Below are 23681 nucleotides of genomic sequence, written 5' to 3' on the forward strand. Positions count from 1 at the left end.
CGCCGGGCGTCAGGCCTCGGCGGCGGAGAGTTCCAGCACGTCGCCCGGCCGGATGGCGCGGAACAGCTCCGGCGCGATGCCCCGCTCGGCCAGCGCTGCGGCCAGGGCCTCGCGCGGCGCCTCGATGGCCTCGTTGGTGAGCTGCACCGTGCCCCAGTGATGGGCCAGCGCCCGCCGCGCCCCGCAATCGATCATCACCTGCACGGCTTCCGCCGGGTTCATGTGCTGGTCGCGCATGAACCAGCGTGGCTCATAGGCGCCGATCGGCAGGATGGCGAGGCGGAACCCACCGAACCGGCGCTTGGCCTCGCGGAAATGGTGGCCGTCGCCATAGCCGGTATCGCCGATGTGGTAGACGAGCCCGCCCGGCGCCTCCAGCACGAAGGCGGCCCACAGCGCCTTGTTGCGGTCGAACAGGCCGCGCGCCGTCCAGTGGCGCATGGGGGCGAGATGCACCGCCATGCCGTTGCCGATCTCGACCCGGTCGCCCCAGTCATGGGCCTCGGCGCGGATCGCGGCGTCATGGCTCTTCATGATCGCGTCCTGACCCAACGGGGTGATGACCCGCGGCTGATGGACCGCCTGCAGGCGCGACAGGGTCGCGGCGTCGAGATGGTCGTAGTGCCCGTGGCTGACGAGGACGAGGTCGATCTTCGGCAGGTCCTCGAAGGCGATGCCCGGCGGGTTCGCGCGCTTCGGACCCGCGAAGGAGACCGGCGACATGCGCTCCGACCAGACCGGATCGAGCAGGATGTTGAGGCCCCGCGTCTGCAACAGGAAGCTCGCATGGCCCACGTAAGACAGGCGGATCGCATCGCCCTCGACCCGGGCCGGCGGCTTGTCTTTGGCGGCGAGCGGCCACGTCTCGGGCCAGCGCGCCTTCTCGTCATTGCCGAACTGCCAGCGCAGCAGGTCGGTGAAGGGCTTGGGCGGCACGCCGTGTGGGTCGAAGAACCGGGTGCCGTCGAAATGGTCGCTCACCGGCCCGCTGTAATAGGCCTGCCGGTTGAAGGCGACAGCGCCGCCCGCCCCGCCGATCACCGGCACGCTCGCCAGCAGCGCCAGCAGCCGGCGGCGGCTGAAGCGGCGGGATTTCTGCGGCGGGGGCGAAGCGTCGGGGGGCGCCATGGAAAGGGAGTCTAGCCCCCTGTCATGGGCGGAAAGAAGGCGATCTCCTCGGCATCGTCGAGGGTCGCATCCGGCTTCACGTGAACCTGATCGAGCGCGGCGCGGATCACCGTGCGGTTCTCGAAGGCATGGGCATAGGTCTCGTCGAGCGAGATCAGGTGGTCGATGAGGTCGGAGACGGTGCGCACGCCCGGCGGCACGGCGATCTCCTCGGAGGATTTGCCGATGCGCTCGCGCACCCAGGCGAAATAGAGGACCTTCACCGCTCGTCTTCCTCGATCAGGTGGCCGGCGCCGGCGCGGAAATAGTCGTAGCCGGTGTAGAGCGTCAGGATCGCCGCGGCCCAGAGCAGCACGATGCCGGTGAGCGTCACGCCGGCGATGATCTGGTCGCCCGCCGGGCCGGCGATGAGGAAGCCGACCGCCACCAGCTGCACCGCCGTCTTCCACTTGGCGAGCCGCGTCACCGGCACCGAGACGCGCAGCTCGGCGAGGAATTCGCGCAGGCCCGAAACCAGGATCTCGCGGGCGAGGATCACCATGGCCGCCCAGAGCGACCAGCCGAGGATCGTGCCGTCGGCGGCAAGGAACAGCAGCACCACGCCGACGAGCAGCTTGTCGGCAATGGGATCCAGCATCCGGCCGATGGCCGAGTGCTGCTGCCAGGCCCGTGCGAGGTAGCCGTCGAAATAGTCGGTGATGGCGGCCGCGACGAAGATGCCGAGCGCCACCCAGCGCAGCCAGATGCCGCCCTCGTAGATGACCTGCACGAAGAGGCACGCGGCCAAGAGTGGCACCGCCACCACCCGGCCGTAAGTCAGCAGGTTGGGAACGCTGTAGGTTCCCCCGCCGCGACGGCGGGTGATCGGATCGGCCGAACTCATGATCTTGTGATGGACGAGGGGGCGCTTCGGGTCAATGGAATCCCTCGTCCGGGCCCGCTGGCTGTTGGACAGAACCCCGTGAAGGTCTAGAACGCGGGTCATGACGCTGACCTCCACCACCCCCCACGGATCCGCCCTCGGTGCGGTCGTCCTCGCCCGTCCCTGGCTCGCCGCGGCGCTGTTCATCGCCGCCGCCGGCACGGGGGCCATCCTCGGCGCCTACTTCTTCGAGTTCGTCGTCGGCCTCTCGCCCTGCCCGCTCTGCCTGCAGCAGCGGACGCCCTATTACGCGGTGATCCCGGCGGCTTTGGTCGTGGCGGCGCTGGCCTGGAAGCGGGCCCCGGCGCCGGTCATTCGCCTCGGGCTGCTCGTCCTCGCCGGGCTGATGATCTGGGGCGCGGGTCTCGGCGTCTATCACGCCGGCGCCGAATGGGGCTTCTGGCAGGGGCCGACCACCTGCGCCCAGCCCATCGCCATCGCCCGCAATCCCGGCGACCTTCTCCGCCAGATCCAGACGGCGAAGCCGCTGGCCGACTGCACGGTGGCGGCCTGGCGCTTCCTCGGCGTGTCGCTGGCGGGCTGGAACGTGGTGATCGCCACGGTGCTGGCCGCCGTGGCGCTGGTGGCGGCGAGCCGGCCGCGCGAGACCGCCTGAGCCCTTACGGCTCCAGTTCGGTGTCCCAGTAGAGATAGTCCATCCAGCTCTCGTGCAGATAGTTCGGCGGGAAAAGCCGGCCATTGGCGTGCAGGTCCTGGACCGAGGGCGCGAAGGGCAGGCGGCCCAGCGTGAGGCCGGATTCCTTCAGCGTCATCGAGCCCTTGCGGAGGTTGCAGGGCGAACAGGCGGTCAGCACGTTGTCCCAGGTGGTCTGGCCGCCCTTCGAGCGCGGGATCAGATGGTCGAAGGTGAGGTCCTCGCCGTGGCCGCAATACTGGCAGCGGAAACGGTCGCGCAGGAAGACGTTGAACCGGGTGAAGGCCGGGTTGCGCGACGGCTTCACGTAGGTCTTGAGCGAGACGACGCTGGGCAGGCGCATCTCGAAGCTCGGCGAGTGGATCGCCTTGTCGTAGGTGGAGACCACGGTGACGCGGTCGAGGAAGACGGCCTTGATCGTGTCCTGCCAGGACCAGAGCGACAGGGGGTAGTAGCTCAACGGGCGGTAATCCGCGTTGAGCACCAGGGCCGGCCATGAACCCGGAGAGATTGCGGTCGAAACCGGCAATGCCTCGGGCGATACGGCGACCGTCAAGATGAACTCCTTGCGATCGGGCGGCTCGGTGATTCGCGAGCCGCGAATTCAGGCACTGATGAATAGTATGGGGTTCGTGTCGCTCTTGTGAAGCCCTCGGAGCCCATCAGCTCTGCGTGACCGGCGCACCGGAACGGCCCTTGAGCAAGGCGTAATGGGCCCAGAGGAGGCGCGCCGCCACGGCGCGATGCGGACGCCAGCGCTCGCCGAGAACTCGCATCTCCGCTGCGTCTGGCCGTGCGGGAAGCCCCAGCGCATCGGCTGCCGCGGCCTGCAGGGCGATGTCGCCGGCCGGCCAGGCATCGGGATGGCCGAGGCAGGTGAGGAGATAGACCTCCGCCGTCCAGGGGCCGATGCCGGAGACGCGGGTCAGCGCCGCTTCGGCCTCCTCGGCCGGCAGCGAACCGATCTGGTCGAGGTCGAGCGTGCCGTCGAGAACGGCTGCTGCCACCGCCCGGAGCGTCCGGGTTTTCGGCCGCGACTGGCCGGCGGCGCGATAGGCCTCGTCGCTGCCTGCCGCCAGCGCCTCCGGCGTGATGGCCCCGAAAACCCCGCGGGTGCGATCCCAGATCGCCTGCGCCGCCAGCGTCGAGATCTGCTGGAAGACGACGACGTGCACGAGCCCCTCGAAACCGGCGGGACGCCGGCGCAGCGGCGGCCGGCCGTTGGCCGCGGCGAGCCTCGCCATGACCGGGCAGGCGGCCGAAAGCGCCGCCATGGCCCGGTCGAGGTCGTCATCGCTGGCGATGGTCATGCGTGTCCCTTGCCGGTCGCCTCTTGTCGAAGGACCATGCCTTGACCATAGGCTCCCCCATGGCACCAGCCCACCACCTCGAACCGCAGGCGGTCCTGCGTTTCGCCCCGAGCCCCAACGGCTATCTCCATCTCGGCCATGCGCTGAGCGCGCTGGAGAACGAGCGGCTGGCGGCCGTGCTCGGTGGCCGGCTGCTGCTGCGCATCGAGGATATCGACCGCGCCCGCTGCCCGCCGCATCTGGAAGCGGCGATGATCGAGGACCTCGCCTGGCTGGGGATCCCCTTCGAGCCGCCCCACCGGCGCCAGTCCGAGCATCTCGCCGACCACCGCGCCATGCTGGCCCGGCTCCAGGCAATGGGCCTCGTCTATCCGAGCTTCGAGAGCCGCAGCGACCTGAAGGCGCTGGCGGAGGCCCGGGCGCGGGAGACAGGCCGCCCCTGGCCGAACGATCCCGACGGCGCGCCGCTCTATGCCGGATCGGGGCGTGCCATGCCGCCGGAGGAGGTCGCCGCGCGGCTGGCGGCGGGTGAGCCCCATGCGCTCCGCCTCGACATGGCGGCGGCGCTGGCCCGGCTCGACGCGCCGCTGACCTGGACCGAGGTGGATGCGGCCGGCCAGCCCCTGCGCGTCGTGCCCGCCCATCCCGCGCGCTGGGGCGACGTGGTTCTCGCCCGCAAGGACCTCGGCACCAGCTACCACCTCGCCGTCGTCACCGACGACGCGCTGCAGGGCGTGACCCATGTGGTCCGCGGCATGGACCTGTTCGAGGCCACCGCCGTTCATCGTCTGCTGCAGGAGCTGCTGGGGCTCCCCGCGCCGCTCTATCGCCACCATGACCTGCTGCTCGGGCCGGACGGCCGCAAGCTCTCGAAGAGCGACCAAGCCGAGGGATTCCGGGCGCTGCGGGAGGCGGGCGTGACGGCGGCGGAGCTCAGGCGGCAATTGGGGTTCTGACGAAGCCCCTCACCCTTCCCTCTCCCCGCGTGCGGGGAGAGGGGGCAACAGCGTTGAGGCTTCATCGGCGACGGTCGTGCTTGGCACCGCGACAGAGAAACAGCGCGACATCGTGGTCCTCCTCTCCCCGCCTGCGGGGAGAGGGGGCAACAGCGTTGAGGCTTCGTCGGCGACGGTCGTGCTTGGCACGACGACAGAGAAACAGCGCGACATCGTGGTCCCCCTCTCCCCGCGTGCGGGGAGAGGGAAGGGTGAGGGGCCATCCGCCCACCCGAGCCACAGAGGACGGCAAGGGGGGCGGATCAATCGTCGGCCCGATGAGCCCGTTCGCCCCTCAGATCGTCCGGCCCGCCGCCGCCCAATAGGGATCGCGCAGCCGCCGCTTGAAGATCTTGCCGGAATCCTCCCGTGGGAGGTTGTGGCTGACTTCGATCGTCCGCGGCACCTTGTAGTCGGCGATGCGCGCGGCGAGCTTCGCCTTCAGCTCGTCGACGCGGATCTCGACGCCCGGCTGCGGCTCCACCACCGCCATGACGCTCTCGCCGAACTCGGCATGGGGGATGCCGAAGACGGCGCAGTCGCGCACCTCCGGCAGGCCGAGCAAGGCGGCCTCGATCTCGGCGGGATAGATGTTCACGCCGCCGGCGATGATCATGTCGCGCTTGCGGTCGCAGAGGAACACGTGGCCGTCGGCATCGACATAACCAACGTCGCCGCAGGTGATGAAACCGTCGCGGTCGACCTCGCGCCGCTTCTCCGGCGCCTTGTGGTAGGTGAATTCGGGATAGCCGGCGATGCGGCAATAGAGTTCGCCGATGGCGCCCTGCGGCAGCACGGCGCCCGTCTCGTCGACGACGCGGATCTCCGCGCCCGGTGACAGCCGCCCGACCGTCCCGGGCTTCAGGAGCGCGTCCTGCGAGGTCGCGAAGGTCACCGGCCCCGTCTCGGTGCCGCCGTAGAACTCATGGATCACCGGCCCCCACCAGGCGATCATCGCCGCCTTGACGTCCGCGGGGCAGGGCGCGGCGGCATGGATGACGAAGCGCAGCGAGGAGCTGTCGTAGCGGGCGCGGACCGCCTCGGGCAGCTTCAGGAGCCGCACGAACATGGTCGGCACCATGAAGATCGTATCGATCCGGTGCTCCTCGATCAGTCGAAGCATCTCCTCGGCATCGAAGCGCGGCATGAGCACCAGCACGCCGCCGAGGCGCCCCGCGCGGATGCCGAAGGAATTGGGCGCGGAATGATAGAGCGGCCCCGGCAGCAGCGCGCGGACGCCGGGCCTCAGGCCATAGACGAGGGCGCGCAGGCCCTCGGTCGCCTTGGCTTCCTCCGGGGTCGGCGCCTTGCGGCGCACGCCCTTCGGCCGGCCTGTCGTGCCGGAGGTGTAGATCATGCTCATCGGCGCCGGGCGGGCGGCGCCCGCATAGGGCTCCTGGCGCGCCATCCAGGCCTCCAGGGCCTCGGCGCCGGCGAGGGCCGTGCCCGGCCTCTGCGGGAAATGCTCCGCCACCTCCGGCGGCACCGGCACGGCGAGCACGGTGAGCCCCTCCGGCAGGTGGCCTGCGAGCGGCTCCAGCAGGTCGTCATGGCCGACCAGCACCTTGGCGTCGCAATCGTCGAGGATGTAGCGGATCTCGTCGGGCTTCAGGTGCCAGTTCACCGGCACCGCATAGGCGCCGAGCGTTGCCGCCGCATAGGTCGCCTCGAGGAAGGCGATGTCGTTGCGCATCAGGATGGCGACGCAATCGCCGGGCCCGACGCCGAGCCGCTCCAGCCCGCCGGCGATGCGCCGGGTGCGGGTTTCGATGGCCTCGGGGTCGCGCTGCCGCGCGCCGCTGACGATGCCGCGCGACAGGGGTGTTTCCTCAGGCATGGCGGCCCTCCCGGCCTCCTCGCGCCCTCAGTTGACGGCGCGCGCCCGCCCCTCCCAATGGGGGCTTCTCAGGGCGGTTTTCAGGATCTTGTTCGCCTGCGACAGCGGCATCTCGTCCCTGACCTCGATGGTCTGCGGGCATTTGAAGCCGGCGATGCGCGTCTTGCAGTGGGCGATGATCTCCTCCGCCGTGGCGCTCTGCCCGGCCTTGAAGGTGACGACGGCGTGCACCGCCTCGCCCCAGATGTCATGCGGCACGCCGATGACGGCGCATTCGCGGATCGCCGGGTGGGTGAGGACGGCGTTCTCGACCTCGATCGAATAGACGTTCTCGCCGCCGGTCACGATCATGTCCTTGATGCGGTCGGAGACGAAGAGATAGCCGTCGGCGTCGAGATAGCCGGCATCGCCGGTGTGCATGTAGCCGCCGCGCAGGGCCTCCGCCGTCATTTCCGGCTGGCCCCAGTAGCCCTTCATCACCGTCGCTCCGGCGACGATGATCTCGCCGATCTGGCCGACCGGCACGTCGCGGTCGTTCTCGTCCACCACCCTGATGTCGCAGCCGACGATGGCCCGCCCGCCCGAGGCGAGGCGATGCACCTTGGCGGGGTCGAGCGAATGGTCCGCGGGCTCGAGATAGGTGCAGGCCGGGGAGAGCTCGGTCATGCCATAGGCCTGGGCGAAGCGGACATGCGGCAGCCGCTGGATCAGCGCCTCAAGCGTCGCCACCGGCATGGGGGCGCCGCCATAGCCGATGAGCTGCAGCGAGGAGAGATCGTAACGGTCGAGATCCGGCTCGTTGAGGATCATCGTCATCATGGTCGGCACCATGGAGGTCATGGTGATCCGATGGGTCTGGATGGCCTCCAGAACGCCCTTCACCGTGAAGCGCGGAATGACGACATGGGTCGCGCCCAGCAGCGTGTTGGTGAAGACGCGGGATCCCGCGGCCGCATGATAGAGCGGCCCGGCATGGAGCCCGACCACCGAGCTGTCGAGCTTGGTGTGGACCATGCCGCCGAAGGAATTGGCCATGCAGTTGGTATGGGTGAGCATGACGCCCTTGGAGCGCCCGGTCGTGCCGCCCGTGTAGAACAGCACCGCGATGTCGTCGCCGCCGCGCCGCGCGTCCGGGGCGGGCTCCGCGCCCGCCAGAGCCGCGTCATAGGCGATCATGCCGGCCGGGCAGGGCCCTTCGCCGGCATGGATCATGTGGGCGAGGTCCGGGCATTGCGGCTTCAGGGCCTCGGCCATCTCGACGAAGTCGTCGCCGACGAGAAGGACCTTGGCGCCGCAATCCTGCATGAGGAAGGTCGTCTCCGGCAGCGCATAGCGGGTGGAGACCGGCACGGCGATGCCGCCGGCCCAGAAGGCCGCGAAGAAGAACTCGAGGTAGCGGTCGGAGGAATGCGAGAGCATGGCGACGCGGTCGCCCGGCTGGAAGCCGAGACCCTTAAGGACCCCCGCGAGCCGCGCCACCCGGTCCAGGAACTGCGTGTAGGTCCAGCGCCGCTCGGCGAAGACCACGGCGGTCTTGTCCGGAAACAGCCGTTGCGCCCGGTGCAGGGCAAGGGTGAGCTGCATCGTCATGGCGCGGTCCCCCGCCTCGCCCCACGATGGCCTGCCATGCCCGTCATGCCGTCCGCCCCATCTGCCCCGGTGGTGCCGGGCTCATTCATGAAGCGCTATTTCTCACCATGAAACGCCCCGCTGCAACCGCGCCGGACGGGGGAGGGGTCGGGACGACAAAAGCCCGCGCCGGGCAGCGCGGGCCTTGCATCGGGGATGTCTGAGGGGAGGCGTCAGATCACGTAGTTGAAGCCGTCCACCGCCTCGCGGGCGAGGATCTGGTCCATGGAGCGCGAGGGCTCGGCGCAGCCCGCCGTGCCGACGGGCTTGGCCGGCACGCCGGCGACCGTCGTGTTCGGCGCGACAGGCTGGAGCACCACCGAACCGGCGGCGACGCGCGCGCAGCGGCCGATCTCGATATTGCCGAGGATCTTGGCGCCGGCGCCGATCAGCACGCCGCGGCGAATCTTCGGATGGCGGTCGCCCGCCTCCTTGCCGGTTCCGCCCAGCGTCACGCCCTGGAGGATCGAGACGTCGTCCTCGATCACCGCCGTCTCGCCCACGACGAGGCCGGTGGCATGGTCGAGGAACACGCCCTTGCCCATGCGCACGGCCGGGTTGATGTCGGTCTGGAAGACCTCCGACGAGCGGCTCTGCAGGTAGAGCGCGAAGTCGCGGCGGCCCTGTCCGAGCAGCCAATGGGCGACGCGATGCGCCTGGATGGCGTGGTAGCCCTTGAAGAACAGCACCGGCTCGATCAGCCGGTCGGCGGCCGGGTCGCGGTCGATCACCGCGGCGGCGTCGGCGCGCATGGCCTCGGCGATGGCCGGGGAGGCCTCCAGCGCTTCGGTGAAGGCGTCGTGCACCACATCCGCCGGCACGTCCGACGTGGCGAGGCGGGCGGCGACGCGGCGGGCCACCGCATCCTCGAAGGACGAGGCGCGGCCGATGGTGCGCAGCACCAGCGTGGCGATCTCGGGATTCGCGGCAGCGCTCGCCTCGGCCTCGGTGCGCAGGCGGTGCCAGGCGAGGTCGGCGGTGTCGGACGGCAGCGGGATGACGGTGCCGGTGGTCTGCGGCTTGGCCATGAGGGAAAAATCCTCCGCAGGATCAGCTTGGAGGGGGAATAAGACCTCCGTACGACGCCGATTCAAGTCAATTCGACGGGATAGAATGGTCGTCTGCGAACGCGGTGAACGACGGAATGACCTTTCCGTTCCCTGCCTTGTCGAGAGGTGATTGATCCTCGTGACAGCGGCGCGCATTGCACAGCGCGAGTGCGTCCTTCGAGGCTCGCCGCTGATGCTGACGCATCATGCGGCTCGCACCTCAGGATGAGGATGGACGGAGATTTGCACGCAAAAGGGCGGCAGCCCAGTTCGATCCGCCCTGCAGGTCACCCCATTCCTCATCCTGAGGTGCGAGCGGCAGCGAGCCTCGAAGGACGCACTTCCTTGATGCAGCGACAGATGCGGACAGAGGCCAGCGCCTCACACCGCCATGGCCTGCTTCTCGCGCCGGCGCTGCACGGAGGAGGGAATGCGCAGGGCCTCGCGATACTTCGCCACCGTGCGGCGGGCGATGTCGATGCCGGCGTCCTTGAGCTTGTCCATGATCGCATCGTCCGAGAGCACGTCGTCCGGCGTCTCGGCATCGATCATCTGCTTGATGCGGTAGCGCACGGCTTCCGCCGAATGGCTCTCGCCGCCCTCCGAGCTCGCGATCGACGAGGTGAAGAAGTACTTCATCTCGAAAATGCCGCGGCTGGTGGCGATCGACTTGTTCGAGGTGACGCGCGACACGGTCGATTCATGCATGCCGATGGCGTCGGCGATGGTCTTGAGGTTCAAGGGCCTCAGATACTGCACGCCGAGGGCGAAGAAGGCGTCCTGCTGGCGGACGATCTCGGTGGCCACTTTCAGGATCGTGCGGGCGCGCTGGTCGAGGGCGCGGGCAAGCCAGGTCGCGGTCTGCAGCGCATCGGCGAGGAAGGCCTTCTCGCCGTCGCTCTTCGTCGTCTTCGACACCCGCGCGTAGTAGCTCTGGTTGACCAGCACCTTCGGCAGCGTCTCGCTGTTCAGCTCGACAATCCAGCCGCCATCCGGGCCGGCGCGCACCATCACGTCCGGCACGAGCGGCTGCACCGGCGCAAAGCCGAATGCGAGGCCCGGCTTGGGGTTCAGGCGGCGGATCTCGGCGACCATGTCGGCGAGGTCCTCCTCGTCCACGGCGCAGAGCTTGCGGAGCTGGGCGTAGTCGCGCTTCGCCAGGAGGTCGAGATGGCCGACCAGCACCTGCATGGCCGGGTCGTAGCGATCCTTGTCGCGCAGCTGGATGGCGAGGCATTCGGCAAGGTTGCGGGCGGCAACGCCCGAGGGCTCGAAGCTCTGGATGACCTCCAGCACGCTGACGACATCCTCGACCTCGGCGCCTAGCCGCTCGGCGACATCCTCGACCGTCACGGTGAGGTAGCCGGCATCGTCGATGGCATCGATCAGCATCTGCCCGATCAGCCGGTCGGCCGGCACCTCGACCGCCAGCGCCAGCTGGTTCGATAGATGGTCCTGCAGCGACAGGTCGGCCGAGACGAAGGCTTCGAGATTGTAGTCCTCGTTGTCACTGCCGCCTGAGCCGACATTGGCCCAGGACGAGGTCATCGGGTCGGAGGCCGCGTCCACGTGCTTGGCCTCGGGACCCTTGTCGTCCGGAAAGACATTTTCGAGTTCGGTGCCGAGCCGGTCCTCGATATCGGTCCGGCTGTTGCCCATGTCGTCGCCGAGCCAGTCGCCGGCCTGGGCATCGCCGCCATCGGCGATGGTGGGAGCCTCCGGCGCCTCGCCCTCGACCGAGGGCTCGGGCGCATCGGCACGCTCCAGGAGCGGATTCTTCTCCAGCTCCTGTTCGACATAGGCGACGAGATCGAGGTTCGACAGCTGCAGGAGCTTGATGGCCTGCATGAGCTGGGGCGTCATGACCAGGGACTGGCCGACGCGAAGCTCCAATCGTGCAGACAGGGCCATCGGTATCCTTTTGCTTCACCCGGATTGGGCGCGATGGCCGATCATAGGGGGCGGCCGCCGCGTTTAGCAAGGTTCATGCCATGGTTGATGGCACGACACCGATGACTGACGGGTTAAGAGCGGCGCGAGAACATCCTTGACGCCGGCGCCCGTTGAGTCACCTGTGACATGACGCAGCGGAAGAGGATGATCCTGATGCGCCGATTTTGGCTGGCCGTCTCTGCCCTGTCCATCGCCCTCATGGGGGCCTTCCCAACGCTCGCCGCAGCCGCGCCGGCGGACGAAGCCAATGCCGTGGTGGATGCCTGGGTGGCGCGCTACAGCGCCAATGATCGCGACGGCGTCGTCGCGCTCTATGCCCCCGATGCGATCCTCCTCGGCACCACCAGCCCCGTCATCTCCGAGGGGACGGAGCAGATCCGCACCTATTTCGATGAGCTTCCCGGCAGTGGCCGGTCCAACCGCATCACCGATCGCCGCACGCGCGTCCTGTCGCCCGATGCGGTGCTGTCGACGGGCTTCTATGCCTTCGCCCGGGCCGCCGAGGGCAACGTGCCGCGCCCCTCGCGCTTTTCCATGCTGCTGGTGCGACGGGACGGCCGCTGGCTGATCCTGCATCACCACTCCTCGCCTTACTCGGCGGTGCGGCGCTAGGTCAGAGCCGGAATTCTTCGCCGAGATAGAGGCGGCGCACGTCCGGATTGGCGACGATCTCGTCCGGCGTGCCTTCCATCAGCACCTGGCCGGAATGGATGATGTAGGCGCGGTCGATGAGGCCGAGCGTCTCACGGACATTGTGGTCGGTGATGAGCACGCCGATGCCGCGCTCCTTCAGGTGCCGGACCAGGTTCTGGATGTCGCCGACTGCGATCGGGTCGATGCCGGCGAAGGGCTCGTCGAGCAGCATGAAGGAGGGCCGCGTCGCCAGCGCGCGGGCGATTTCGAGACGCCGGCGCTCGCCGCCCGACAGGGCGATGGCCGGGCTCTTGCGCAGCCGGGTGATGGTGAACTCCTCGAGCAGCTCGTCGAGGTCTCGCTCGCGCTTGGCCTTGTCCTTCTCGGTCACCTCGAGGACGGCGCGGATATTGTCCTCGACATTGAGGCCGCGGAAGATCGAGGCCTCCTGCGGCAGGTAGCCGATGCCGAGGCGGGCGCGGCGATACATGGGCAGCGCGGTGATGTCGTGGCCGTCGAGCTCGATATGGCCCTTGTCGGCCTCGACCAGGCCCGTGATCATGTAGAAGACGGTGGTCTTGCCAGCCCCGTTGGGGCCGAGCAGGCCGACGGCCTCGCCGCGCCGCAGGTCGAGGCTGACGCCGCGCACGACGGCGCGGCCCTTGTAGCTCTTCCACACGCCATGGACCGACAGCACGCCCTGGCCGGAGCGTGGCTCTTCCTGTTCACGCGGCAGCGGGGCGGGCGGCGGCTGGTCGAGCTCGGCGACCTGCGCCGCCATTTCCTTCACCAGCCAGTCCCCGTCGACGGGCTCCGGCGCCGGAGCCGGCTTGCGGCCCATCAGGCCGGTGACGCGATCGAGGACGGACACGAGGCGGGGGCCTCAGCCGCGCGAGCCGCGGACTTGCGGCCGGCTGGGCGCGCAATCCGGATTGTTGGCGCCGCCGCCCGGCGCGCCGCCACCGCCACCCTGCAGGATGCCGGAGACACGTCCGCCCGAGGGAGCCGCATCCAGGCGGACGCGGTTGGCGGTGAGATCGGCATGCAGGCGGGCGCCGCGCAGCACGTTCTCGCACTGGGTCAGCGTGACATTGCCCTCCATGATCGCCTCGTTGCGGCGGGCGTCGAAGGAGCCGCGCTCGGCGGTCGCCGTCTGGTTCTTGGAGCGCACCACGACGCCGCCCTGCATCTCGAAGCGGCGGACGTTCTGCGTCGGGGTATTGCCGCCGGGGGCCGCCTGGCCCTGGCGCGGCGTGGTGGTCGCGGCGCGGCCGGCAGCCGAATTGTCCTCGTAGAAGATGACGAGGCGAGCGGTCTGCAGCGTCGACTCACCCTGCTGGATGCGGACATTGCCGGAGAGGACGGCGCGCTTCTCGTTGTCGAAGACCTCGGCCCGGTCGGCCTCGAAATTGATCGGCTCGCTGCGGTTCTGGGTGAAGCCCACGAAGGGGCTGCCCGCCTGCTGGGCGAGGGCCGGCGAGGCGAGTCCGAGGGCCAGGACGGCTGCCGCCGAGGCGCGCCGCAGGACGGAAACCGGGGCGGTGCAAGCCGGCATCATGGGGAAGCTCCGGGGCGACCACGCGGCGGCGAGGGCTGCGACAGGTCGGTAATGGTGGGGTCGGGCGGTTCGGGCATGAAGTTACCACGCACCCTGCCTTCAAGCACGATCACCTTGCCATTGTCACTAACCTGCATGCGGTCGGAGAACAGTTCGCCGCGCGGGGACGCCAGCTGCACCGGCCCATTCGACATGATGGTACCGGCGCGGGTGTCGACGAGGGCATGGCCGAGCGTGCCGCGCTGGCCGTCGGTGGTCGTCACCGTGACATTGTCGTTGAGTTCGACCTTGCCCGTCTTGGTGTCGAGGAGGCCGGCGGAGGAGACGACACGCGCCGTGCCGCCGCCCTCGAGCTGCATTTCCGCATCGATGGCGGAGAGCGCCACGAGGTTCGCCTGGGTCACGTCATGTTCCGCCTTGGTGGCGGCGACGCGGTAGAAGCGGTTGTCGTCGGTGTAGCCGGTGAGGCGGGGCGCCTCCATCGTCACCTTCGAGCCCGAGAGCGAGATGGCGCCGATGGAGATGGGCAGGTTCAGCGCCTTCAGCGGGTCCCACCAGGAGACGAAGACCACGCCGGAAAAGATCAGCACGGCAAGGCCCGGCACCAGCACGCGCAGGCGGCGCACGCGCTTCGAGTGCCGGTAGGCGGCCCGGAACGCGGCCTCGCGATCGACGCGGTCGGAGAAGCCGCTGCGGTCGCTGCCGCCGGCCGTCCCGCCAAAATCCTCGATCCGCTTCGCAGCCATGCCCTGTCCACGCCTCACCCATGCCGGCAGTGCCGGCCTCAGGGCGTCAGACCACCATTCTATGGCCCGACCATGGCCAAGGCAAAGCGGCCATCGGGCGGGATCGTCTCAGACGCTTACGAATGCGCGAAGATGTCGGTTTCCGGCCACCCCGCCAGATCGAGCTCGGCGCGGGTGGGCAGGAAGGCGAAGCAGGCTTCGGCGAGATGCGTGCGGTTCTCGCGCGCGAGCATGGCGTCGAGCCTGTCCTTCAGCGCGTGCAGATGCAGCACGTCCGAGGCGGCATAGTCGAGCTGCGCCGGGGTCAGCGTCTCGGCCGCCCAGTCCGAGCTCTGCTGCACCTTGGACATGTCGATGCCAAGGAGCTCGCGCGACAGGTCCTTGAGGCCGTGGCGGTCGGTATAGGTGCGCACCAGCTTCGAGGCGATCTTGGTGCAGTAGATCGGCGAGGTGACCACGCCGAAGGCATGCTTCAGCACCGCCACGTCGAAACGGGCGAAATGGAACAGCTTGATCACCTTGGGGTCGGTCAGCAGCGCGCAGAGGTTCGGCGGCGCCGGCTGGCCGGGCCGGATCTGCACGACGTCGGCCGACCCGTCGCCCGGCGAGAGCTGCACGACGCAGAGGCGGTCGCGGTGCGGAATGAGGCCGAGGGTCTCGGTGTCGATGGCGACGATGCCGGTGCGGTAGTGGCTGAGGTCGGGCAGGTCGCCGACATGCGAGCGGATGGTCATGGGTGGCACCGGGTGCGCGAAGGAGACGAAGGCCGCGCCGCTGGCGTGGACGCGGGGCCATGTCAGGTCCTATAGGGCGACGGGCCCGAGAAATCCAATGACCGCCACGCCGCTCAAGCTCTACGCCTTCGATGCCGAGGATCTTGCCGTGCTCTCGGCGCACCTGCAGGACGCGGTGGTGACCGCTTCCGAGATGGCTTTCCTCGCCCGCGAGCGCCGCTTCGCCCTGGTCTGCAACCGTTTTGACTGGACCGCCGCCCTCGACGGCCAGCCGCAGCGCCGGCGGGCCGGCCTGCGCCTCGAACGGGTGACGGCGGTCAAGGCGCGCGGCGTGCCGAAGGGCGAGGACAAGCCGCTGGCGCTGCTCGCCATCAACTATGCGCCGGAGGGGCCGGACACGCCGGCCGGCACGGTGGAGCTGGTCTTCGCCGGTGACGCGGCCCTGCGCCTCACCGTCGAGTGCATCGAGGCGGCGATGGACGATCTCGGGCCGGTCTGGACCGCCGAGGCCATGCCGCGGCACGACTGACGGCTCAGCGCTCCGCCGCAACCTCCGCGGCAATCGTCGCCACCGCCTCGGGCGTCGCCGCCTCCGGGGTCATGCGCCAGGAGGCGAAGAAGTCGAGTTCCGGGAGCACCACCGTCGTCTCAAGCCGTCGCAGCCGGCCGCTCGCCAGCTCCAGCCGCGCGATCGCTTCCGGCACGGCGGCGATCCCCAGCCCGTCCTCCGCCATGCGCAGGATCGTCGCCATGGAGGAGGAGGCGTGGATGCGCACCGGCGGCAGGCCGGGCGCCGAGAACATCTCGCGCAGCACCAGATAGGGCTTGGTGTTGCGCGAGAAGGTCATGATCGGGTGGGTGGCGAGCGTCGCGAGGTCCACCGGCTGTGGCAGGGCGAGGCCGGGCCCGGCGAGGAAGGCGAGCTTGTAGGTGGAGAGCGGCAGGTTCTTCAGCTGCGCCGCGGCAAAGGCCCCGAGGGCGAAGACGAGGTCGAGCTCCTGCGCCACCAGCCGGTCGCGCAGGTTCGGCGTGATATCGACCTCGATCTCCAGCACCAGGCCCGGATAGGCCTTGGCCATGCGCTCGACGAAGCGCGGCAGCCAGGTGTGGACGATGGTCTCGGCGACGCCGAGGCGCAGCGTGCCGCGGATGGCGCTGCGGTCGGCCACGGCGTGGAGCATCTCGGCCCGCAGCTTCAGCAGCCGCTCGGCATAATCGAGAACGCGCCGGCCGGCATCGGTCGGCACCACCTGCCGCTTCTCGCGCACCAGCAGCCGCTGGCCGACTTCGGCCTCGAGCTGGGCGATGCGCTGCGACACCGCCGGCTGCGTGGTGTTCAGCCGTGCCGCGGCCCGGTGGAAGCTCTGGAGCGTCGCCACCCAGACCAGCGTCTCCAGCGCCTTGAAGTCCACCATCAACCGGCGCTCCGATAAATCCACCTTATCAAAAGCGATCCAAACTTCGGATTGGACCCAATGCAAGGGGAATGATCGACTACCAGCCCAAGGAAGCGTGGGACCCTGTTCTGTCGAGGGGCTTCCTTGGGGGACACCATGGCCATTGCCCAGTTTCGTGCGCCGCACGTCGCCGACGTGACCGATCCGGCCGCTGTGCGCCGGGCCATCCGCCGCGGCGACATCACCGGGCATACGGCGGGCCTCGCGCCCGGCCGCGTCCAGGGCAATCTCGCCATCCTGCCCAAGGATCTCGCCGCCGATTTCCTGCGCTTCTGCACCCTCAATCCCAAGCCCTGCCCGATCATTGGCCTCTCCGAGCCCGGCGACCCCGCCGTGCCCTCGCTCGGCGCCGATCTCGACATCCGCACCGACCTGCCGCGCTACCGCGTCTGGAAGGACGGCGTCATGGTCGACGAGCCGACCGACATCCGCTCCTGGTGGCGCGACGATCTCGTCTCCTTCGTCATCGGCTGCTCCTTCTCCTTCGAGGAGGCGCTGATCCAGGACGGCATCCCCATGCGCCATATCGGCTGCAACACCACCGTGCCGATGTGGCGGACCAACATCGCCTGCGCGCCGGCCGGCCCCTTCGCCGGGCCGATGGTCGTCTCGATGCGGCCGCTGAAGCCCGCCGACGCCATCCGCGCCGTGCAGATCACCTCGCGCTTCCCCGCCGTCCACGGCGCGCCGGTCCATCTCGGCCTGCCCGAGCAGATCGGCATTCGCGACATCACCAAGCCCGACTACGGCGACCCGGTCGAGGTGAAGCCGGACGAGCTGCCGGTCTTCTGGGCCTGCGGCGTCACTCCCCAGTCGGTCATTGCCGCCGCCAAGCCGCCCTTCGCCATCACCCACGCGCCGGGCTCCATGCTCGTCACCGACCTCACCAACAGCCGGATCGCCGCCCTGTGACCGCCGCCCCGACGCCGCACCCCGGCTTCGGGGCCTTCGGCAAGATCCACCGCGAGTTCTTCGACGCGCTTGGCCCCGAGGGCTGGACGGATGTCGCCGGCTACGCGGGCGTCAGCGAAAAGATCCTCTCTGGCCAGCTCGATCCCGAGCGCCGCGCCGGCGCCGTCACGCGCCTCGCCCGCTGGCAGCCGGGCGCCGCCGTCGCCACGACCGTGGCGCATGACTGGTGCGAGGAGGTCTTCATCGTCTCCGGCTCGCTCCGCATTGGCACGGCCGCTGCAAGGGACCAGTCCACGCGTCTGCCTGCGGGCACCTACGCCGTGCGCCCGGCGCATGTCGTCCATGGGCCCTTCTTCAGCGACGAGGGCTGCCTGCTGATCGAGTTCATGTACTACCCGCCGACCCCATAACCAGAACATCCAGAGACCGCCGCAACCCCGCCCCCGGGCGGACCCGACGAAGGAGTGACCCGATGTATCGATGGACGACCGCTGCGGCCGTGGCCGCGCTCACGCTCACCAGCGCCCTGCCGGTGCTGGCCCAGACCGTGCCGGCCGGGCCGCAGGTCAATGTGCAGATCGTCACCCAGCCGAACCCGACCATGCCGCAGTTCACGCGGGTCGATCAGCCGCTGCTGCGCGACGGCTTGGCCACCAAGTCGAACGGCCGCATCCGCGTGACGCTCGCCTCCTGGCCCGAGCGCAACCTCAACGGCCCGGAAATCCTCCGCCTCGTCCGCTCGGGTCAGGTCGATATCGGCGCCGTGCCGCTGAACACGGTGGCGGGCGACGTGCCGCTGCTCGACGTGGTCGATCTCGCCGGCCTCAACCCGAGCCTTGACCAGGCCCGCAAGGTCGCCGCCGCCATGCTGCCCGAGGCCAACCGGGAGCTGGAGCGCTTCGGCGTCCGCATCCTCGCCATGTACCCCTTTGCGGCGCAGGAATTCTTCTGCCGCGGCGAGGTGAAGAGCCTTGCGGACCTGCGCGGCAAGCGCATCCGCACCGGCGGCGGCTCCTCCAACGATTTCGTTTCCTCCATCGGCGGCCAGCCGACCGGCATCGGCTTCCCCGAGGTCTATTCGGCGCTGGAGCGCGGCGTCGTCGACTGCGCCATCACCGGCACCGGCTCGGGCAACTCGGCCCGCTGGTACGAGGTGACCCAGAGCCTCTACGCCCTGCCGCTCTTCTGGTCGGTCTCCGCCTATGTCGTGAACATCCAGTGGTGGAACCGCCTCGATCCGGCCGTGCGCGCAGCGATGGAAGCGACCATCAAGGAGGTCGAGGAGGCGCAGTGGAAGCTCGGCCTCGAACAGACCGAGGACGGCATCTCCTGCAACATCGGCGACCGCGCCAACTGCAAGCTCGGCCGGGTGCCCGACGCCAATCCGATGCGGGTCTTCCGCCCGGTGGACGCCGACACCGCGGTGATGCGCGCGACGCTGACCTCGACCATCCTGCCGAACTGGGTGAAGCGCTGCGGCGACCGCTGCGGCGAGGTCTATAACCGCGTCGTCGCGCCGATCACCGGCGTGCGCTTCGGCAACTGACCCGATGCGGCCCGGCGCGGGTGGGGACCCGCGCCGGAGCCGGTTTAAGTGCTTTTGATCACGACACCGATGGATGCCGGCGCGATCATCGCGCCGGGACGGGCGGGCCATTTGCCGGCCGTGAGGGAACTGTCATGCTGAACACGCTGATTGATGCCGCGGGGATGGGCCGAAGGGCCGTCGCCCGGATCGGCACCCTGATGGGCTATGTCGCGGGCTGGGGCTTTCTCGCCATCTCCGCGCTTATCACCTTCGACGTGCTGGGCCGCCGCTTCTTCGGCATCTCCACCCAGGCCACCACCGAATTGTCGGGCTATGCGCTGGCCTTCGGCATGGCCTGGGGCCTCGCCCACACGCTCTCCATGCGCGCCCATGTGCGCATCGACGTGGTGGTGAACCTCTTTCCCCCGCGCATTCGCCAGTGGCTGCACCTAACGAGCCTCGGCTTCCTCGGCGTGCTCACCGGCTACCTCTTCTACGGGGCGTGGACGCTGGTGGAGGAGTCCATGCTGTTCAACGCCACTGACATCAGCGTCATCCGCACGCCGCTGGCCATCCCGCAGGGGCTCTGGGCGGCCGGCATCGGCGTCTTCTTCGTCCTCATCATCGCGCTCTTCGTCGAGGCGCTGCTGCTTGTCCTCGCCGGCCGCACCGGCGAGGCCGAGGCCCTGCTTACCAGCCGCACCTACCAGGAGGAGGTCGCCGAAGCGCTCGAAGCCGTCGGCGAGCCCGTTCCCGAATCCACCACCGCCAGCCCCGAGGTGAAGCCGTGATCGCCGTCGTCTTCCTCCTCATCCTCGTCGGCATCATGGTCGGCATGAGCTTCACCGGCTATGCGCCGTCGGGCGAGCTCATGGGCGAGGTCCTGCTCCTCGTCGGCCTGTTCATCGTCTTCTTCGGCATGGGCATCTATGTCGGCGCCGCCCTCGGCGTCCTCGGCCTCATCGTCGGCTATGCCTTCTCCGACCGGCCCTTTTGGCTGTTCATCGGCCAGACGATCTGGAACCCGTCCTCGTCCTTCGTCCTCGTGGCCGTGCCGCTCTTCCTGCTGATGGGCGAGATCCTCCTGCGCGCCGGCCTCTCCGACCGGCTCTACAAGACGCTGAACATCTGGCTGAACCGCATGCCGGGCGGCCTCCTCCACACCAACATCGCCGCATCCGGCGTCTTCTCGGCCATCTCCGGGTCGTCGGTCGCCACCGCCGCCACCATGGGCTCGGTGGCGCTGCCCTTCTTCCAGGGCAAGCCCTACGACCCGAAGATGGTGCTGGGATCGCTCGCCGCTGGCGGTGCGCTGGGCAACCTCATCCCGCCCGGCATCACCTTCATCATCTACGGCCTCATCACCGAGACCTCGGTCGGCGCGCTCTATGTCGCCGCCATCGGCCCGAGCATCCTCGTCGTCGCCCTCTTCATCGCCATCATCCTCTTCAAGGCCAAGACCGCTGCACCGCGCGATCCCGACGGGCCGCGCTATACATGGGGCGAGAAGTTCCGCAGCCTCGTGGACCTCACTCCCACCGCCATCCTCATCCTCATCGTGCTCGGCACGATCTATGGGGGCCTCGCCACCGCGACGGAATCGGCGGCGCTCGGCGTCATCGCCGCCATCGTGCTCGCCGCCTTCGACGGCAAGCTGTCCTTCAAGATGCTGAACGACTCGGCCGAGGCCACCGCGCGCAACACGGCGCTCATCGGCCTCATCCTCTTCGGCGCCTATCTCCTGAACTATGTTTTCACCGCCCTCGGCGTGCCGCAGGCCCTCGCCAAGCTCGTCTCCGAGATGCCGCTGCCGCCCTGGGCGATCATGCTGCTGATCATCGGCTTCTACCTGGCGCTCGGCACCTTCATGGAGGGCTTCTCCATGATGATCACCACGATTCCGGTGATCTTCCCCGTGGTGCAGGCGCTCGGCTACGACCCGATCTGGTTCGGCGTCATCGTCGTCATGCTGGTGGAGATCGCGCTGATCTCGCCACCCGACGGCACGGTGCTCTACGTGCTGCAGGGCATGCGCAAGGATGGCGGCCCCATCACCGACGTCTTCTCCGGCGTGCTGCCCTTCATGCTCGTCTACATCCTCGCCGTGGGGATCCTGATGGTCTTTCCCTCCATCGCCCTGTGGCTGCCGAGCGTGATGCGCTGACGGGGAGAACGGCCTTCGCAATCGGTTCAGATTGCGTTCAGTTGCCAGGGCCCATCACAGGGGCCTCACGACCGTCGGGGCGTCGGGGCCAGCTGCCGAAGTTCACCCTGCGCGAGGAATCGCGCCGCGGTGGCTTTATTCGACAGGAAAGCCTCGCTATAGCTCCGTCCCGGTTGATTTTCAGCGGATGACGGCCAGGCTGTGCCACAGGGTGCGGCCGGCCCAAGGGACGAAAGTTCGGACATGACGCGAGTCGCGATTATCGGTGGCGGGCCGGGTGGGCTCTTCACCAACTACCTGCTGGACCGCTTCTGTGACGGCCTCTTCACGGCCACCCTCTTCGAGGCTTCCGACCGGCTCGGCGGCAAGGTCGCCACCGACAGCTTCGAGAAGGGCAACTCGCTCTTCGAGCGCGGCGTGGCGGAGTTCTACGACTACTCCCATTTCGGCCCCGACCCGCTGAAGCGCATCATCACCGAGGTCTTCGGGCACGAGGTCGTGCCGATGGACGGCAAGGGCGTCATCCTCGACGGCAAGGTCCTCAACACCCGCCGGGACATCAAGAAGCATTTCGGCGAGGCGACCGCCAAGGCGATCGACGATTTCCACGCCAAGTGCCACGAGCTCTGCTCGCCCGATGAGTACTACGAGGGCTATTCCGGCGACGACAACAAGCACCCCTGGGGCGGCAAGACCTTCCGCGAGGTGCTCGACGAAATCCCGGACGAGATGGCCCGCAAATATATCGAGGTCGCCTCGCGCTCGGACGTCGCCACCGAGGCCCAGCTCACCAACGCGCTGAACGGCCTGAAGAACGTCCTCATGGACGATCCGAAGTACCTGCGCCTCTATTCCATCGTCGGCGGCAACGAGAAGCTCATCGAGGGTCTCGCCGAGCGCATCTCCGCCAAGGTGATGCTGGAGAGCCGCGTCTCGAAGATCCGCCGCAACGAGGGCGGCACCTACACGCTCACCGTCCGCCGCAAGGGCCGCGACGAGACGCATGAGTTCGACCACGTGGTCGTCGCCGTTCCGAACTACTGGGTCAGCCAGATCGAGTTCGAGGGCCGCGAGGAGCGCATGGCGATCCAGGCGCACCAGGCCCGCTACGACAATCCGGCCCACTACCTGCGCGTCACCATCCAGTTCAAGAAGCCGTTCTGGACCGAGACCTTCCAGGGCCACTACGTGATGACGGACGCCTTCGGCGGCTGCTGCATCTACGACGAGACGGCGCGCCATCCCTCCAAGCACGGCGTCCTCGGCTGGCTCATCCCGGCGAGCCAGGCGCTTGCCCTGTCCAACCTCGACGACGAGCGCCTCGTGCAGCTCGCCCTCGACTCGCTGCCCGCCGAGCTCATCGCCACGGCGAAGAAGCAGATGATGGATGCCAAGGTCCAGCGCTGGGTCGGCACCATTTCCGGCCTGCCGGGCGGCCATCCCACCCTGTCGCTGCGCGAGCGTCACCAGCCCGACGGCAAGGTGCTGCCGAACCTCTATCTCGTCGGCGACTACCTCTTCGATTCGACGGTGAACGGCGCCTATGACAGCGCCAATTTCGTCGTCGACATGATGATGGGCAAGCTGCGCGGCGCCGCCTATTCCGGCGCCCGCAAGAAGGCCGACCTCGAGAAGCAGAAGGGCGTCATCGAGGAGGGCTTCGTCGAGTCGACCCTCACCGACGACTACCACGACGAATATGCCGTCGGCCTCTCCTACGAGGAGAGCTTCCGCGAGTATTTCGACGAGCAGTACAACGCCGATCTCTACCAGTGCATCTTCGGCATCAAGCCGCCCTACACCCTGCTCGACGTGGGCTCGGCCTCGGGCCTGACGCTGAAGTGCTTCGCCGACATCGGCATCGACGCTTGGGGCATCGAGAACTCGCGCCACGTCCATTCCCAGACGCCGAAGGAGTGGCTGCACCGCAACCTGCTCGGCGACGTGACGAACCTGCCCTTCGAGGACCAGTCCTTCGACGTCATCTACGACACGTGCCTGTGCTACGTGCCGGAGGAGCTGATCGACAAGGCCATCCAGGAGCTCTACCGCGTCACCCGCATCGGCATCTTCTTCGGCGGCATCACCGCCGACATGACCCGCGAGGTGATCGAGTATCACGACGTCTTCGACGGCGTCCTGACGCTGGAGACGACCTGGCAGTGGTCCGAGCGCTTCCAGAAGCATGGCTGGCGCCCGGCCGTCCATGACCAGAAGATCCTCAAGAAGGCCTGGAAGATCGAGTGCGACGCCAACGAGGGCGACTTCCCCTGGTATCCGGACATGGAGACCATGCGCTACTGCTTCTACGCCAAGCCGGACGCCGCCCAGTGGGTGGAGAAGCTGATGGCCGGCCGCGAGAAGGGGCCGACCTCCAAGCTGCGGCTGGTGGCCGGCGGCAAGCGCTGAGCCTCTTTGGCCGACGACATCCGAGAAAGCCGGGCCATGAGCCCGGCTTTTTTGCATCGCGC

25 protein-coding genes are annotated in these 23681 nt (G+C 68.6%); 11 read left to right on the forward strand and 14 right to left on the reverse strand.

Annotated elements, in window-relative coordinates; translation table 11 throughout:
* Window positions 1-9 precede the first annotated feature (9 nt).
* The 3 genes from C8P69_RS09400 to pgsA are packed head-to-tail and all read right to left on the reverse strand — an operon-like array spanning window position 10 to window position 2011.
* A complete protein-coding gene (locus C8P69_RS09400) occupies window positions 10-1128 on the reverse strand; it encodes an MBL fold metallo-hydrolase (RefSeq protein ID WP_108176372.1) in 1119 nt (372 codons plus the stop codon).
* Window positions 1129-1139: 11 nt separating this feature from the next.
* Window positions 1140-1391: a molybdopterin converting factor subunit 1 gene (moaD, locus tag C8P69_RS09405; RefSeq protein ID WP_108176374.1), complete on the reverse strand. Its 252-nt coding sequence runs from the start codon at window positions 1389-1391 to the stop codon at window positions 1140-1142.
* On the reverse strand, window positions 1388-2011 hold the full coding sequence (gene pgsA, locus C8P69_RS09410; protein WP_108176376.1) for a CDP-diacylglycerol--glycerol-3-phosphate 3-phosphatidyltransferase: 624 nt from the start codon (window positions 2009-2011) through the stop codon (window positions 1388-1390). Before pgsA ends, moaD begins: the two co-directional genes overlap by 4 nt.
* 100 nt (window positions 2012-2111) lie before the next feature.
* On the opposite strand from pgsA, the gene C8P69_RS09415 reads away from it, so the two are divergent.
* Window positions 2112-2666, forward strand: a complete 555-nt coding sequence (locus C8P69_RS09415) for a disulfide bond formation protein B (RefSeq protein ID WP_108176378.1) — start codon at window positions 2112-2114, stop codon at window positions 2664-2666.
* A gap of 4 nt (window positions 2667-2670) precedes the next feature.
* Here the strand turns inward: C8P69_RS09415 and C8P69_RS09420 are convergent, their stop codons facing one another.
* On the reverse strand, window positions 2671-3234 hold the full coding sequence (locus C8P69_RS09420; RefSeq protein WP_170118195.1) for an HNH endonuclease: 564 nt from the start codon (window positions 3232-3234) through the stop codon (window positions 2671-2673).
* On the opposite strand from C8P69_RS09420, the gene C8P69_RS23830 reads away from it, so the two are divergent.
* Entirely contained in the window at window positions 3182-3352 is a 171-nt protein-coding gene (locus C8P69_RS23830) for a hypothetical protein (RefSeq protein WP_170118159.1), read from the forward strand. The two genes, C8P69_RS09420 and C8P69_RS23830, sit on opposite strands and share 53 nt — an antisense overlap.
* A 15-nt stretch (window positions 3353-3367) precedes the next feature.
* On the opposite strand, the gene C8P69_RS09425 is transcribed toward C8P69_RS23830, so the two are convergent.
* Window positions 3368-4015 carry a DNA-3-methyladenine glycosylase family protein gene (locus C8P69_RS09425; RefSeq protein WP_108176380.1) on the reverse strand — a complete coding sequence of 216 codons (648 nt, stop codon included), beginning with the start codon at window positions 4013-4015 and terminating at the stop codon, window positions 3368-3370.
* A 59-nt stretch (window positions 4016-4074) separates the two neighbouring features.
* Here C8P69_RS09425 and gluQRS point away from each other — a divergent pair, with 59 nt between their 5' ends.
* On the forward strand, window positions 4075-4971 hold the full coding sequence (gene gluQRS / locus C8P69_RS09430; protein ID WP_108176382.1) for a tRNA glutamyl-Q(34) synthetase GluQRS: 897 nt from the start codon (window positions 4075-4077) through the stop codon (window positions 4969-4971).
* A gap of 334 nt (window positions 4972-5305) precedes the next feature.
* On the opposite strand, the gene C8P69_RS09435 is transcribed toward gluQRS, so the two are convergent.
* The 4 genes from C8P69_RS09435 to rpoN form a co-directional block, all read right to left on the reverse strand.
* Entirely contained in the window at window positions 5306-6847 is a 1542-nt protein-coding gene (locus C8P69_RS09435; protein ID WP_108176384.1) for an acyl-CoA synthetase, read from the reverse strand.
* 27 nt (window positions 6848-6874) lie between these two features.
* Window positions 6875-8437 (reverse strand): long-chain-fatty-acid--CoA ligase, encoded by a 1563-nt coding sequence (locus tag C8P69_RS09440; RefSeq protein WP_245901954.1) that lies wholly within the window; start codon window positions 8435-8437, stop codon window positions 6875-6877.
* 212 nt (window positions 8438-8649) lie between these two features.
* Entirely contained in the window at window positions 8650-9504 is an 855-nt protein-coding gene (gene cysE, locus C8P69_RS09445; RefSeq protein ID WP_108176386.1) for a serine O-acetyltransferase, read from the reverse strand.
* A gap of 402 nt (window positions 9505-9906) precedes the next feature.
* Window positions 9907-11436, reverse strand: coding sequence for an RNA polymerase factor sigma-54 (rpoN, locus tag C8P69_RS09450; RefSeq protein ID WP_108176388.1), 1530 nt, complete (start codon window positions 11434-11436; stop codon window positions 9907-9909).
* Between the two features lie 195 nt (window positions 11437-11631).
* On the opposite strand from rpoN, the gene C8P69_RS09455 reads away from it, so the two are divergent.
* Complete coding sequence (locus C8P69_RS09455; protein WP_170118189.1) at window positions 11632-12090, forward strand: SgcJ/EcaC family oxidoreductase; 459 nt, start codon at window positions 11632-11634, stop codon at window positions 12088-12090.
* Window position 12091: 1 nt separating this feature from the next.
* Here C8P69_RS09455 and lptB read toward each other — a convergent pair whose 3' ends face one another.
* The 4 genes from lptB to C8P69_RS09475 all read right to left on the reverse strand — a co-directional run bounded on the left by lptB (window position 12092) and on the right by C8P69_RS09475 (window position 15149).
* The gene (lptB, locus tag C8P69_RS09460; protein WP_273511160.1) at window positions 12092-12892 is read right to left on the reverse strand and encodes an LPS export ABC transporter ATP-binding protein; all 801 of its coding nucleotides are present in this window, start codon (window positions 12890-12892) and stop codon (window positions 12092-12094) included.
* A 102-nt stretch (window positions 12893-12994) separates the two neighbouring features.
* Complete coding sequence (locus C8P69_RS09465; protein WP_108176392.1) at window positions 12995-13669, reverse strand: LptA/OstA family protein; 675 nt, start codon at window positions 13667-13669, stop codon at window positions 12995-12997.
* On the reverse strand, window positions 13666-14415 hold the full coding sequence (gene lptC, locus C8P69_RS09470) for an LPS export ABC transporter periplasmic protein LptC (RefSeq protein ID WP_108176394.1): 750 nt from the start codon (window positions 14413-14415) through the stop codon (window positions 13666-13668). Before lptC ends, C8P69_RS09465 begins: the two co-directional genes overlap by 4 nt.
* Before the next feature lie 116 nt (window positions 14416-14531).
* Window positions 14532-15149, reverse strand: coding sequence for a ribonuclease D (locus tag C8P69_RS09475; protein WP_108176396.1), 618 nt, complete (start codon window positions 15147-15149; stop codon window positions 14532-14534).
* Between the two features lie 97 nt (window positions 15150-15246).
* Between C8P69_RS09475 and C8P69_RS09480 the strand changes: the two genes are divergently transcribed.
* Window positions 15247-15678 (forward strand): DUF2948 family protein, encoded by a 432-nt coding sequence (locus C8P69_RS09480; protein ID WP_108176398.1) that lies wholly within the window; start codon window positions 15247-15249, stop codon window positions 15676-15678.
* A gap of 4 nt (window positions 15679-15682) precedes the next feature.
* On the opposite strand, the gene C8P69_RS09485 is transcribed toward C8P69_RS09480, so the two are convergent.
* Entirely contained in the window at window positions 15683-16564 is an 882-nt protein-coding gene (locus C8P69_RS09485) for a LysR family transcriptional regulator (RefSeq protein ID WP_108176400.1), read from the reverse strand.
* Window positions 16565-16702: 138 nt separating this feature from the next.
* On the opposite strand from C8P69_RS09485, the gene C8P69_RS09490 reads away from it, so the two are divergent.
* From C8P69_RS09490 to C8P69_RS09515, 6 genes are all read left to right on the forward strand, one after another.
* Entirely contained in the window at window positions 16703-17518 is an 816-nt protein-coding gene (locus C8P69_RS09490; RefSeq protein WP_108176402.1) for a putative hydro-lyase, read from the forward strand.
* Window positions 17515-17928 (forward strand): cupin domain-containing protein, encoded by a 414-nt coding sequence (locus tag C8P69_RS09495; RefSeq protein ID WP_108176404.1) that lies wholly within the window; start codon window positions 17515-17517, stop codon window positions 17926-17928. The genes C8P69_RS09490 and C8P69_RS09495 overlap by 4 nt, the downstream gene beginning before the upstream one ends.
* 62 nt (window positions 17929-17990) lie before the next feature.
* Window positions 17991-19064, forward strand: coding sequence for a TRAP transporter substrate-binding protein (locus C8P69_RS09500; RefSeq protein WP_108176406.1), 1074 nt, complete (start codon window positions 17991-17993; stop codon window positions 19062-19064).
* A 134-nt stretch (window positions 19065-19198) separates the two neighbouring features.
* On the forward strand, window positions 19199-19837 hold the full coding sequence (locus C8P69_RS09505; protein ID WP_108176408.1) for a TRAP transporter small permease subunit: 639 nt from the start codon (window positions 19199-19201) through the stop codon (window positions 19835-19837).
* On the forward strand, window positions 19834-21210 hold the full coding sequence (locus tag C8P69_RS09510) for a TRAP transporter large permease (RefSeq protein ID WP_108176410.1): 1377 nt from the start codon (window positions 19834-19836) through the stop codon (window positions 21208-21210). The genes C8P69_RS09505 and C8P69_RS09510 overlap by 4 nt, the downstream gene beginning before the upstream one ends.
* A 243-nt stretch (window positions 21211-21453) precedes the next feature.
* The gene (locus C8P69_RS09515; RefSeq protein WP_108176412.1) at window positions 21454-23619 is read left to right on the forward strand and encodes an FAD-dependent oxidoreductase; all 2166 of its coding nucleotides are present in this window, start codon (window positions 21454-21456) and stop codon (window positions 23617-23619) included.
* Window positions 23620-23681: the final 62 nt, after the last annotated feature.

The organism is Phreatobacter oligotrophus (assembly GCF_003046185.1).
GTDB classification, from domain to species: domain Bacteria; phylum Pseudomonadota; class Alphaproteobacteria; order Rhizobiales; family Phreatobacteraceae; genus Phreatobacter; species Phreatobacter oligotrophus.

Excerpts from the sequence above, each read along its gene's own strand:
- pgsA (WP_108176376.1), bottom strand. The coding sequence starts at position 2,011 with ATGAGTTCGGCCGATCCGATCACCCGCCGTCGCGGCGGGGGAACCTAC.
- C8P69_RS09490 (WP_108176402.1), top strand. The coding sequence starts at position 16,703 with ATGGCCATTGCCCAGTTTCGTGCGCCGCACGTCGCCGACGTGACCGAT.
- lptB (WP_273511160.1), bottom strand. The coding sequence starts at position 12,892 with ATGGCGGCGCAGGTCGCCGAGCTCGACCAGCCGCCGCCCGCCCCGCTG.
- C8P69_RS09485 (WP_108176400.1), bottom strand. The coding sequence starts at position 16,564 with ATGGTGGACTTCAAGGCGCTGGAGACGCTGGTCTGGGTGGCGACGCTC.
- C8P69_RS09440 (WP_245901954.1), bottom strand. The coding sequence starts at position 8,437 with ATGACGATGCAGCTCACCCTTGCCCTGCACCGGGCGCAACGGCTGTTT.
- cysE (WP_108176386.1), bottom strand. The coding sequence starts at position 9,504 with ATGGCCAAGCCGCAGACCACCGGCACCGTCATCCCGCTGCCGTCCGAC.
- gluQRS (WP_108176382.1), top strand. The coding sequence starts at position 4,075 with ATGGCACCAGCCCACCACCTCGAACCGCAGGCGGTCCTGCGTTTCGCC.
- rpoN (WP_108176388.1), bottom strand. The coding sequence starts at position 11,436 with ATGGCCCTGTCTGCACGATTGGAGCTTCGCGTCGGCCAGTCCCTGGTC.
- lptC (WP_108176394.1), bottom strand. The coding sequence starts at position 14,415 with ATGGCTGCGAAGCGGATCGAGGATTTTGGCGGGACGGCCGGCGGCAGC.
- C8P69_RS09415 (WP_108176378.1), top strand. The coding sequence starts at position 2,112 with ATGACGCTGACCTCCACCACCCCCCACGGATCCGCCCTCGGTGCGGTC.
- C8P69_RS09480 (WP_108176398.1), top strand. The coding sequence starts at position 15,247 with ATGACCGCCACGCCGCTCAAGCTCTACGCCTTCGATGCCGAGGATCTT.
- C8P69_RS09515 (WP_108176412.1), top strand. The coding sequence starts at position 21,454 with ATGACGCGAGTCGCGATTATCGGTGGCGGGCCGGGTGGGCTCTTCACC.
- C8P69_RS09435 (WP_108176384.1), bottom strand. The coding sequence starts at position 6,847 with ATGCCTGAGGAAACACCCCTGTCGCGCGGCATCGTCAGCGGCGCGCGG.
- C8P69_RS09475 (WP_108176396.1), bottom strand. The coding sequence starts at position 15,149 with ATGACCATCCGCTCGCATGTCGGCGACCTGCCCGACCTCAGCCACTAC.
- C8P69_RS09400 (WP_108176372.1), bottom strand. The coding sequence starts at position 1,128 with ATGGCGCCCCCCGACGCTTCGCCCCCGCCGCAGAAATCCCGCCGCTTC.
- C8P69_RS09465 (WP_108176392.1), bottom strand. The coding sequence starts at position 13,669 with ATGATGCCGGCTTGCACCGCCCCGGTTTCCGTCCTGCGGCGCGCCTCG.
- C8P69_RS09455 (WP_170118189.1), top strand. The coding sequence starts at position 11,632 with ATGCGCCGATTTTGGCTGGCCGTCTCTGCCCTGTCCATCGCCCTCATG.
- C8P69_RS09500 (WP_108176406.1), top strand. The coding sequence starts at position 17,991 with ATGTATCGATGGACGACCGCTGCGGCCGTGGCCGCGCTCACGCTCACC.
- C8P69_RS09505 (WP_108176408.1), top strand. The coding sequence starts at position 19,199 with ATGCTGAACACGCTGATTGATGCCGCGGGGATGGGCCGAAGGGCCGTC.
- C8P69_RS09425 (WP_108176380.1), bottom strand. The coding sequence starts at position 4,015 with ATGACCATCGCCAGCGATGACGACCTCGACCGGGCCATGGCGGCGCTT.